Source organism: Curtobacterium aurantiacum (assembly GCF_018598555.1).
GTDB lineage: Bacteria > Actinomycetota > Actinomycetes > Actinomycetales > Microbacteriaceae > Curtobacterium > Curtobacterium aurantiacum.
Window position 1 is genome coordinate 208,736 of record NZ_JAHEWN010000004.1, and the last position, 10,985, is coordinate 219,720.

At 71.2% G+C, this 10,985-nt stretch carries 10 protein-coding genes; 4 read left to right on the forward strand and 6 right to left on the reverse strand.

Features of this window, described 5'->3' with window-relative positions; all coding sequences use genetic code 11:
- Nucleotides 1–94 precede the first annotated feature (94 nt).
- From KK087_RS06000 to dut, 3 genes are read right to left on the reverse strand one after another with little or no spacing between them, the layout of a single operon-like run.
- Nucleotides 95–874 (reverse strand): DUF3159 domain-containing protein, encoded by a 780-nt coding sequence (locus tag KK087_RS06000; protein WP_214564532.1) that lies wholly within the window; start codon nucleotides 872–874, stop codon nucleotides 95–97.
- Nucleotides 875–906: 32 nt separating this feature from the next.
- Complete coding sequence (locus KK087_RS06005; protein ID WP_250896641.1) at nucleotides 907–1,629, reverse strand: DUF3710 domain-containing protein; 723 nt, start codon at nucleotides 1,627–1,629, stop codon at nucleotides 907–909.
- Complete coding sequence (gene dut, locus KK087_RS06010) at nucleotides 1,626–2,117, reverse strand: dUTP diphosphatase (protein WP_214564533.1); 492 nt, start codon at nucleotides 2,115–2,117, stop codon at nucleotides 1,626–1,628. The genes KK087_RS06005 and dut overlap by 4 nt, the downstream gene beginning before the upstream one ends.
- 63 nt (nucleotides 2,118–2,180) lie before the next feature.
- Between dut and KK087_RS06015 the strand changes: the two genes are divergently transcribed.
- On the forward strand, nucleotides 2,181–2,612 hold the full coding sequence (locus KK087_RS06015) for a DUF3093 domain-containing protein (protein ID WP_214530482.1): 432 nt from the start codon (nucleotides 2,181–2,183) through the stop codon (nucleotides 2,610–2,612).
- 174 nt (nucleotides 2,613–2,786) lie between these two features.
- Here the strand turns inward: KK087_RS06015 and KK087_RS06020 are convergent, their stop codons facing one another.
- Entirely contained in the window at nucleotides 2,787–3,086 is a 300-nt protein-coding gene (locus KK087_RS06020; RefSeq protein ID WP_017886098.1) for a DUF4193 domain-containing protein, read from the reverse strand.
- 297 nt (nucleotides 3,087–3,383) lie between these two features.
- On the opposite strand from KK087_RS06020, the gene sepH reads away from it, so the two are divergent.
- Complete coding sequence (gene sepH / locus KK087_RS06025; RefSeq protein WP_214564534.1) at nucleotides 3,384–4,412, forward strand: septation protein SepH; 1,029 nt, start codon at nucleotides 3,384–3,386, stop codon at nucleotides 4,410–4,412.
- Nucleotides 4,413–4,446: 34 nt separating this feature from the next.
- On the opposite strand, the gene KK087_RS06030 is transcribed toward sepH, so the two are convergent.
- Nucleotides 4,447–5,613: an alkaline phosphatase family protein gene (locus KK087_RS06030; RefSeq protein WP_214564535.1), complete on the reverse strand. Its 1,167-nt coding sequence runs from the start codon at nucleotides 5,611–5,613 to the stop codon at nucleotides 4,447–4,449.
- Between the two features lie 43 nt (nucleotides 5,614–5,656).
- Here KK087_RS06030 and KK087_RS06035 point away from each other — a divergent pair, with 43 nt between their 5' ends.
- A complete protein-coding gene (locus tag KK087_RS06035) occupies nucleotides 5,657–8,143 on the forward strand; it encodes a DNA gyrase/topoisomerase IV subunit A (RefSeq protein WP_214564536.1) in 2,487 nt (828 codons plus the stop codon).
- A gap of 275 nt (nucleotides 8,144–8,418) precedes the next feature.
- On the opposite strand, the gene KK087_RS06040 is transcribed toward KK087_RS06035, so the two are convergent.
- The gene (locus KK087_RS06040) at nucleotides 8,419–10,545 is read right to left on the reverse strand and encodes a DNA gyrase/topoisomerase IV subunit B (RefSeq protein WP_071244557.1); all 2,127 of its coding nucleotides are present in this window, start codon (nucleotides 10,543–10,545) and stop codon (nucleotides 8,419–8,421) included.
- A 167-nt stretch (nucleotides 10,546–10,712) separates the two neighbouring features.
- Between KK087_RS06040 and KK087_RS06045 the strand changes: the two genes are divergently transcribed.
- Nucleotides 10,713–10,937 (forward strand): DUF7455 domain-containing protein, encoded by a 225-nt coding sequence (locus KK087_RS06045; protein WP_017886093.1) that lies wholly within the window; start codon nucleotides 10,713–10,715, stop codon nucleotides 10,935–10,937.
- The last annotated feature ends 48 nt before the right edge of the window (nucleotides 10,938–10,985 follow it).

A 10,985-nucleotide genomic window follows, 5' to 3' on the forward strand; every position in this document is an offset into this window, starting at 1 on the left:
CCTCGCGGGCCGTGGACCGTCCCACCAGCAAGGCAAACCTAATCCCGCGAGCACGAACGCGCCCGGCGAGAACTATCTCGATGTCGAGACAACTCTACACCGCGGGGACGTCGTCCCGTCGCACGAACACGGTGCGGACCAGCAGCCAGGTCACCCAGAGCACCGCAGCGTAGAGCGGGACACCGAGGACCAGCTTCACCGCGGCGAGGAGCTCGACCTGGGCCGTCACGTAGAGCGGGACCTCCACCGCGAGCCGGAGCGCGAACAGCCCGACCCAGATCCACGTGGCGACCGTCAGCACCCGGCGCTTCGCCGGGTCGGCCCGCCAGTCCACGTGCGAGCCGTCCTCGTTCGCCGGCAGCAGGAACCCGACGACGACGCCGATGAGCGGCCAGCGGATCGCCAGTGTGACGAGCAGCCCGACGAGCCAGACGGAGTTGATCACGATGCCGGGGATGAAGTTGCTCTCCGCCTTGCCCGTGATGAGCGCGAGGCCGGCCGAGACCGCAACACCGAGGATCCCCGCGAACGACATCGTCACCGACTGCCGTTGCACCAGGCGCAGCACCACGAAGACGAGACCGACGGCGACGGGGATCACGACGCTCGGCACGAGCTCCTTCGTGATCGCGTAGACCACCAGGAACGCCAGGCCGGGCAGCACCGACTCGGCGAGCCCGCGCACGCCGCCGACGGCACCGAGCAGGGCCCGGCCGGACGGCGCCTCGCCGGGCGCGACACGCGCGATGCCGGCGTTCTGCACGGCGTCGCGGAACTGCGCGGAGAACGACGGCGCCGCCGCCGGCTCAGCCGACGGCGTGACGGGGTCGGACCCGACCGTCTCGTGTCGTGGGGTGTCGTCGTGGTCCGGCACCGTGCCTCCAGGCGGGGTTGGTCGTCAGTCCGTCAGATCGCGGTCTGCGTCGACTTGGGCATGTGCAGCGGGATGAGGTCGCGCGGCGGCATCGGCGTCGTGCCGCGCACGACGACCACACTGCGGAACAGTTCCTCGATCTCGCTCGCGTCGTCGGGCTGCTCGGCGGCCTTGCCGGCGATGACACCGCGCAGGAACCAGCGCGGGCCGTCGACCCCGACGAAGCGGGCCGGACGGGAGCCGGCGGTGCCGCCGTCGCCGTCCACGGCGACCGGGACGGACGCACGGAGCTCGGGGCCGAACGGGCCGTCGACCTCGGTCACGACGCCGCCCTGGCGCTCGATCTGCTCGGCGATCTGGGCGCGGATCTCGTGCCACAGGCCGGTGGACCGGGGCGCCGCGAACGGCTGGACCTGCAGCGTGGACTCGTCGTAGTCGAGCCCGACCGCGACGACGCGCTGCGAGCCCTCCTCGACCTCGAGGCGGAGGTGCAGGCCCTCGCGCGGGAGCACCTTCACCCCGCCCAGGTCGACGTACGGGCGGACCAGGTTCGCCTCGGTCTCGTCGTGGGGGCCGTTCTCGGCCCGGTCCTCCGGTGCGGACTTGTCCGTCGGGGCGACCGCGTCGACCTCGTCGAGGTCCGCGTCGGCGTCCGTCGCGATGTCGACCTCGGGGGACGTGTCCGCGACCTCGATGTCGTCGGCGACGGCGTCCGCCACCTCGACCTCGTCCTGCTTGCGTCGGCCGAACTTCATGCGCGCGTCCCTTCCTGAGCGTCTGCGGCGGCACCGGTCACGGCGTCGCTCCGGTCACCGTAGCCCGACGAGCCGAACCCGCCCTGTCCGCGGACGCTGTCCGGCAGCTCGTCGACACGGGTGTAGGTCACCTGCGGCACCGGCATCACGATCAGCTGTGCGATGCGGTCGCCGACGTGCACCTCGTAGGGTTCCGCCTGGTCGGTGTTGAGCAGCGCGACCTTGATCTCACCGCGGTAGCCGGAGTCGACCGTGCCCGGGCTGTTCACGATCGTGATGCCGTGCTTCGCCGCCAGGCCGCTCCGCGGGACCACGAACGCGGCGTACCCCTCCGGCAGCGCGATCCGCAGCCCCGTCCCGGCCAGGCGTCGCTCGCCCGGCTGCAGCACGAAGGCCTCGATGGAGACGAGATCGGCACCCGCGTCACCGGGGTGGGCGTGGCCGGGAGCGTGCTCCCCGGTCCAGAGGACGTCGACTGGTTCGGTCACGTGACGAGGGTAGTGCAGCCGTGACCGTTCCGTGACCTCGCTCGCTCGTGATCGAATGGACCCGTGACCCTGTACCGCGAACGACTCTGGGCCCCGCCCGCCCTCTACCTGGCGACGGCGCTCGTCATCCCCGCCACCCTGCTCGTCTTCCTCCCCATCAGCGTCCTGGCCGGCGTCCTCGTGGCGATCGGGATGGAGCTCGGAGTCCTGGTCCTCCTGTGGGCACTCGCACCCACCATCGAGGTCACCGACACGGAGTTCCGCGCGGGCAAGGCGCACCTCCCCCGCTCGCTCGTCGGCACGACCGAGGCGTTCGAGGGCGCGGCCGCCACCGAGCAGCGCGGCCCGGCGCTCGACGCCCGCGCCTGGACCCTCTTCCGCGGCTACGTCCGCGGGGTCGTCAAGGTCGAGGTGCGCGACGACGCCGACCCGACGCCCTACTGGCTGGTCAGCGTCCGGCACCCGGGCAAGGTCGTCGAGGCGCTGCGGTCCTGACGGACCACGACGGGCGGTCTGGAGGCCCGGCTCGCCCCCGCCCCGCCGCACACGACGAAGGCCCCGCATCCCTGGAGGATGCGGGGCCTTCGCTGATCGTTGCGTCGAGAGCGAAGCGGCTGTGCCCGCGAGAGCGAAGCGGCTGTGCCCGCTAGAGCGAAGCGGCTGTGCCCGCTAGAGCGAAGCGCACTCCGCGCAGACCGGTCCGAGCTTCGACTCGTGGTCGAGCTGGGAGCGGTGCTTCACGAGGAAGCACTCGACGCAGGTGAACTCATCGACCTGCGGGGGCAGCACCACGACGTCGAGGTCGACGTCGCTGAGGTCCTGCCCGGCGAGTTCGAAACTGCCGGGGTTGTCGGAATCATCGTCGACGACCCCCGACATCTTGTCGGGAACGCGCTCCTTGAGGGCCTCGATCGACTCCGAGTCGGAGTTGTCGTCGGTCTTCCGGGGGGCGTCGTAATCGGTGGCCATGCCCATCCATTTCTCGTATCGAGAGGTCGTCGCCGGGTGATCGGCGGCGACAGTTTGCACCACGCCCCGCCAGAGCGCAAACCGAGTGCTGCGGCGGGTCGTGCTGGCGGTGCAACCCGTGACCTGGACCGGACATTCCCGACACCCGTTGCCGGGGCGTCCGGGTCACGAGATCGCCCTCCGGATGTCCGCGGCACGCCCGTGCGCCTCCGCGGAAACGGTCCGTCCTCCCTGCATACTCACGGGGTACGACAGCAGGACCGTACGCGACGCTGGGAAGGCGGAACCATGCAAGACGTGAGAGTCATCGGAGTCGAGTCCGGCGCACTCCTCCTGGCGACCGACGGCGGCACCGAGTTCCGGTTGCCCGTCTCGTCGTCGCTGGCGGGTCAGGTGCGCCAGGCGAACCCGGACGCCGGTCCGCAGAAGCGGGTCTCCCCCAAGGACGTGCAGGCACGGATCCGCGGTGGCGCCGACGCCGCCGACGTGGCCGCCGCGCTCGACGTCGACGTCGAGTACGTCCGCCGCTTCGAGGGCCCGGTCCTCGCCGAGCGCGCCTTCATCCTCGACGCCTCGCACCGCGTCCCCGTCACCCCGGTCGACGACGAGTCCCCCGACACCTTCGGCCCCGCGATCTCCGCGAAGCTCGAGGCCGGCGAGGCCAGCGCGATCTCGTGGGGCTCCTGGAAGCACCCGGAGAGCGGCTGGCAGGTCCGCGTCCGCTACACCGCGGGCGAGGTCGAGCACGACGCCCAGTGGCGCTTCGACCCCAAGACCTCGACCCTCGCGCCGGACAACGGTGACGCGCACCGTCTGTCGCACACCGACGACGAGGGCATCGCCCCGCGCCTGCGTGCGGTCGAGTTCGAGCAGCAGGACGACGACGGTACCCGCTTCGACTCCGGCGCCTTCCGCGTCGACGAGCCCGAGCAGCCGGCCGCCGACCCCGAGCCCTCCCAGCACGCACCCCTCCGTGCCCCGCTGCCCCGCATCGGCCAGGCCGCCGTGGAGGAACGCGCCCCCGGCAACGAGACCGCCGACCTGCTCGAAGCGCTGCGCCGTCGCCGCGGTGAGCGCGAAGCAGCGTCGTTCGGCGAACAGCGCGACGAGACCGCCCGCGGCACCTCGATCAGTGTCGTCGACATCCCGCTGCAGGGCTTCGAGGACGGCGGCGCGAACGACACCGCGCCGCAGTCGGCCGACGCCCGTCCGGCCTCGGCACCCGAGCCCGAGAGCCGCGGCGAACGCAAGAAGCGCAACCGCCGCTCGATGCCGAGCTGGGACGAGATCGTCTTCGGCACCCGTCCGGACGACGACCCCGCCTGACCTGGCGTCCGTCGGCTCGTCGGCGCCGTCGCTCCTAGTGCGCGAACGCCCCGGCGAGCCGGAGCGGCACGATCGTCTCCTCGTCGGTCATCGCGCCGTGCTGGCCGATCATGCGCTTCGGCGTCTCGTCCTCACGCAGCGCACGGTCGTCGTTGAACGCCCACGAGCCGCGCGCCACGACGAGCACGTCACCGATGCGGGGCACCACCTGGTCGGACACGTGCCCGAACCACCCGGCCTCGATCGCCTCGGCACGGCTGGCGACGGACGCCTTCTTGCCGTAGCGGGCCCGGAACGCGCCGACGAGGGCGCGCACGTCGGTGCCCGGCGCGACCGTGAGCTGGCGGCAGCGCGGGTCACCCGCGACGCCGACGACGTCGGTGAGCAGCAGCGGGTCGATGGCGATGTTCGCGTGGTCCGGCACGTCGAGCACACCGTGGTCGGCCGTCACCAGGACCCCCACGTCGTCCGAGCTGCGGGCGTCGAGCCGGGCGAGTTCCCCGTCGAGCAGCTCGAGGGCGGCCGTCCACCGATCGGACTGCCAGCCGTTCTTGTGTCCGATCGAGTCGAGCTCCGGCACGTACAGGTAGACGAGCGAGCGGCTGGTGGCGGTCTCGGCGAGTGCGGCGTCGACGCGCTCGGGGATCGTGTCCGCGGACACGTACCGGGCGCCGCCGAGCACGTTCGCGGTCATCCCGGACGAGCGGTACCGGTCCGGTCCGACGACGACGGGGTCCAGCCCGAGCTCTGCAGCCCGGGTGAACAGGGTCGAGGTCAGGAACCAGTCGGCAGGGACCTCGGTGTCCCACCCGCCCAGCAGGTTCATCACGGCGCCGGTGTCCGGGTTCCAGCCGCTGTACCCGACCACGCCGTGGGTGCCGGGCGACCGGCCGGTGGTCAGCGTGCTCAGCGCCGCCGCCGTCGTCGTCGGGAACCCGCTCCGCAGTTTCTTCGCGGTGCCGCTCCCCTTCGCGGCGGTCAGCCAGCGAGCGTGCCCGGCGCGGGCCGACAGCGCGGCGGAACCGAGGCCGTCGACCAGCACGACGATCGCGGAACGGGCGGGGCGGAGGGTGATCCGGGCCTCCAGGCCGTTGTCCCGCAACCACGCGTCGTCCGCAGCGCCGAGCGCCACGAGGCAACTCGGGAAGACGTCGGCGAGGTTCGCGACGCCGTCGGGGGCCGTCGGTACGCTTGTTCCCATTCCACGAGTCTTCCAGACGACTCTGGTTCTCCAGAAAGGTGCCATGGCACGCACGGATGTAGTCGGCCTGCCCGACGGTGAGCGCATCGAGGACGTCGACGTCTCCGAGGAGATGCAGGGCTCCTTCCTCGAGTACGCGTACTCCGTCATCTACTCACGGGCGCTGCCCGACGCCCGCGACGGCCTGAAGCCGGTGCAGCGTCGGATCCTGTACCAGATGGCCGAGATGGGGCTGCGGCCCGACCGCGGGCACGTCAAGAGCGCCCGCGTCACCGGCGAGGTGATGGGCAAGCTGCACCCGCACGGCGACGGCGCGATCTACGACGCGCTCGTCCGGATGGCCCAGCCGTTCACGATGCGCGTGCCGCTCGTCGACGGCCACGGCAACTTCGGCTCCCTCGACGACGGTCCCGCTGCCGCCCGGTACACCGAGGCACGGCTCGCCGAACCGTCGATGGCCATGACCGAGGGCCTGGGCGAGGACGTCGTCGACTTCGTCCCGAACTACGACAACCAGATCATGCAGCCGGGCGTGCTGCCGGCGGCGTTCCCGAACCTGCTCGTCAACGGTGCCTCGGGCATCGCGGTCGGCATGGCGACGAACATGGCGCCGCACAACCTCGGCGAAGTGGTCGAGGCCGCCAAGCACCTGCTCATGAACCCGCAGGCCAGCCTCGAAGAGCTCATGGAGTTCGTGCCCGGCCCCGACCTGCCGTCCGGCGGCACGATCGTCGGGCTCTCCGGGGTCCGCGACGCCTACGCGACCGGCCGTGGTTCCTTCCGCACCCGCGCCAAGGTGAGCGTCGAGAACCTCACGCCGCGCAAGGTCGGGCTCGTCGTCACCGAGCTGCCCTACCTGGTCGGCCCCGAACGAGTGATCGAGAAGATCAAGGACGGCGTCCAGTCCAAGAAGCTCGTCGGCATCTCGGACGTCAACGACCTGACCGACCGCAACCACGGGCTCCGGCTCGTCATCGGCATCAAGAGCGGGTTCAACCCCACCGCCGTGCTCGAGCAGCTGTACAAGCACACCCCGCTCGAGGACGGCTTCGGCATCAACAACGTCGCACTGGTCGGCGGATCGCCCCGCACGCTCGGGCTGCGCGAACTGCTCGACGTCTACGTGCAGCACCGACTCGACGTCGTCACCCGCCGGTCGCAGTACCGGCTGGCGCGCCGCAAGGAACGACTGCACCTGGTCGAGGGACTGCTCATCGCGATCCTCGACATCGACGAGGTCATCCAGGTCATCCGAACCTCCGACGACTCCGAGGCGGCGCGCAACCGCCTGCGCGACGTCTTCGACCTGTCCGAGGTGCAGGCCGAGTACATCCTCGAGCTGCGCCTGCGTCGCCTGACGAAGTTCTCGCGGATGGAGCTCGAGGCCGAGCGCGACCAGCTGCTCGCCGACATCGCCGCCCTCGAAGAACTGCTCGCGTCCGACGAGCGGCTCCGCGCGCAGGTCGCCCTCGAGCTGACCGAGGTGTCCGACAAGTTCGCCACGCCGCGCCGCACGCTGCTCACCGAGGCCGACGCCCCGGTGAAGGGCGGTCGGAAGGCCGCGGTCGACCCGGAGTCCCTGCAGATCGCCGACTCGCCCTGCCGTGTGCTGCTGTCGACCACCGGGCGACTCATCCGCGTCGACATCCCGACGTCGGAGCTCGGCATCGTCCGCGTGCCGAAGCGCTCGAAGCACGACGCCGTCCGCTCCGCCGTGGTGAGCACGGTGCGCGGGCAGATCGGCGCGATCACCTCGACCGGGCGGGTCCTCCGGCTCTCCCCCGTCGACGTCCCCGCCGTGCCGCCCGCCGCGGTCCGGCTCGACGCCGGCGTCCGGGTCACCGACTTCCTCGCGCTCACCAAGGGCGAGACCGTCGTGGCGATCGTCGACCTGTCCGGCGCCTCGTCGGACTCCCTCGCCATCGGGACCGCGCAGGGCGTCGTGAAGCGCGTCGTGCCCGGCGCCTGGCCCGACAAGCCGGAGTTCGTCGCCATCGGCCTGAAGCCCGGCGACCACGTGGTCGGTGCCGCCCAGGCCCCGGAGTCCGACGACCTGGTGTTCATCAGCTCGAACGCGCAGCTGCTGCGCTTCCCGGCGTCCGTCGTCCGGGCGCAGGGGCTGCCCGCCGGTGGTGTGGCCGGCATGGCCCTCGCAGACGGCGCCTCGGTGATCTGGTTCGGGTCGGTCGCACGCTCCGACGACGCCGTGGTCGCCACGGTGTCCACCACCTCGACCGCCCTGCCCGGCACCGACGCCGGCCGCGCCAAGGTGTCGGCGCTGTCGGAGTTCCCGGCGAAGGGCCGCGCCACCCAGGGTGTCCGGGCGCACGCGTTCCTGAAGGGCGAGGACGGCCTGACCGTCGGCTGGGCCGGCATCGCGCCGCCGCACGCCGTCGGCACGGACGGCGCCGCCCGCACCCTGCCCGACTGGCTGTCGAAGCGCGACGGGTCGGGTGCACCGCTCGAGGCCGTGATCGGCTCGATCGGCGGCAGCGCCGCGACGCTCGACGGCACGGCCGGCGAGGCGTAGGCGCGCGCTGGCGCGCGCTGGCGTCCGCCACGTTTCGCGCCTGGCGACACCTCACGCGCCTGGGGCCCCGTGAGGTGTCGCGCTGCGCGTGAGAACGCGGGGCGCACGGCCTGGAGGCGCGGGGCGGCGCCGCCACGGGCCTCCCGTCCACCGTCACCGTGTCGCGGGCGCGGGGCGGTTTCGCGCTGAGCGACAGCTCACGGGCCGCGGGCCGCGTGAGGTGTCGCTCAGCGCGTGAGCACGCCAGGCCGCTGCGCGGCCCGGACGTGAAGGCGCTACGCGTCGATGCGGTCGCGGTCCAGGCCCTCGCCCGCGAGGATGAACTCCTTGCGCGGCGCGACGTCGTTGCCCATGAGCAGCTCGAACACCTTCGCGGCCCCCTCGGCATGGGTCACGTTCACCCGGCGCAGGGTGCGGTGCGCGCGGTCCATCGTTGTCTCCGCCAGTTGGTCCGCGTCCATCTCGCCGAGGCCCTTGTACCGCTGGATGGGCTCCTGGTACTTCTTGCCCGTCTTCTCGAGCTTCTTCAGCACCGTCTGCAGCTCCTGCTCGGAGTACGTGTAGAGCGTGTCGTTCGGCTTGCCGCGGTTCACCACGACCACCCGGTGCAACGGCGGCACCGCGGCGAAGACCCGGCCCTGCTCGATCATCGGCCGCATGTACCGGAAGAACAGCGTCAGGAGCAGCGTGCGGATGTGGGCGCCGTCGACGTCGGCGTCCGACATGATGATGATCTTGCCGTAGCGGGCCTGGTCGATGTCGAACGTGCGACCCGAGCCGGCGCCGATGACCTGGATGATCGACGCGCACTCGACGTTCGAGAGCATGTCCGACACGGACGCCTTCTGCACGTTGAGGATCTTGCCGCGGATCGGCAGTAGCGCCTGGTACTCGCTGTTGCGGGCGAGCTTCGCGGTGCCCAGCGCCGAGTCGCCCTCGACGATGAAGAGCTCCGTGCCTTCGGTCTCCTGCGAGCGGCAGTCGGCGAGCTTCGTCGGCAGCGAGGAGTTCTCGAGCGCGTTCTTGCGGCGCTGCGTCTCCTTGTGTGCCCGCGCCGAGATGCGGGTCTTCATCTCGGACACGACCTTCTCGAGCAGGGCCGCCGACTGTGCCTTCTCGGTGCGCTGCGTCGAGGTGAGGATCTCGGTGATGCGCTTCGACACGACCTGGTCGACGATCTTCCGGACCGCCGGGGTGCCGAGGATCTCCTTCGTCTGCCCCTCGAACTGCGGCTCGGGCAACCGCACGGTCAGCACGGCGGTCATACCGGCGAGGACGTCGTCCTTGTCGAGCTTGTCCTGCCCGACCTTGAGCTTGCGCGCGTTCGCCTCGACCTGGGCACGGACGGCCTTGACGACGCCCGACTCGAACCCGGCCTGGTGCGTGCCGCCCTTCGGCGTCGCGATGATGTTCACGAAGCTGCGGAACACGGTCTCGTAGCCACTGCCCCAGCGGAGCGCCAGGTCGACCTCGCACTCGCGCTCGACCGAGGTGGAGACCATGTGGCCCTTGTCGTCCAGCATCGGCACCGTCTCGGTGAAGGTGCCGGTCCCCTGCACGCGCCAGACGTCGGTGAGGGGGCTGTCGACGGCGAGGTGCTCGACGAACTCGCCGATCCCGCCCTCGTACCGGAAGCGCTCGACCACCGGCCCGGCGGCCACGGTGGTCCCCGTCGCCTCGGCCCGGGCGGCAGCGGCGTCGATCGACGCCGCGCGCTCGTCGGTGATGGTGATGCCGAGCCCGGGCACGAGGAACGCGGTCTGCCGTGCACGGGTGACCAGGTCGTCGGTGCTGAACCGGGCGTCGGCGGTGAAGATCTGGCGGTCCGCCCAGTAGCGGATCCGGGAGCCGGTGACACCCTTCTTGACCTTGCCCACCACACGCAGCTCGCTGCCCGAGGTGAAGGGCGCGAACGGAGCGTCCGGGCCGATGCCCTTGCTGTCGTCGAAGATGCCGGGCTCGCCGCGGTGGAACGACATGGCGTAGGTCTTGCCGCCCCGGTCGACCTCGACGTCGAGGCGCTCCGACAGCGCGTTCACGACGGAGGCGCCGACGCCGTGCAGCCCACCGGATGCTGCGTAGGACCCCGAGCCGAACTTGCCACCGGCGTGCAGCTTGGTGAACACGACCTCGACCCCGGTCAGACCGGTCTTCGGTTCGACGTCCACCGGGATGCCACGGGCGGTGTCACGCACCTCGACCGAACCGTCGGCGTGCAGCACGACACCGATCTCGTCACCGTGCCCCGCGAGGGCTTCGTCGACCGAGTTGTCGATGATCTCCCACAGGCAGTGCATGAGGCCCCGGGAGTCCGTCGAGCCGATGTACATGCCCGGCCGCTTCCGGACCGCCTCGAGCCCTTCGAGGACGGAGAGATGGCGTGCGGAGTAGTCGGAGCTCACCGTCGGAGTTTACCGAGCGGCACCGACAGCTCCGTGTGGACACTCGCACTGGGGCCAACCGATCCGCGCTGAGCGAAACAGGCCGCGACAATGCGTCGCTCCCAGGCATCACGTGTTGAAATGGTGCAACCACCCGGCACCACCTGCGATCCGTGAGGAGCACAGCAATGACCCAGACCGTGCAGGACCCCTCCATCGACGAAGTCAGCAACCACCAGCTGACCGCCGCCGACCGTTGCGACAGCTGCGGGGCGCAGGCCTACATCCGAGCCACCATGTCGAGCGGCGAGCTCTACTTCTGCGCCCACCACGGCGCCGAGTTCAAGGACAAGCTCGCGGCGACCGCCATCGAGTGGCACGACGAGAGCAGCCGACTCTACGAGTCGAAGTAGTCGCGACCGACACACGGACAGGAGGCGCGGTGCCAGCTGGCACCGCGC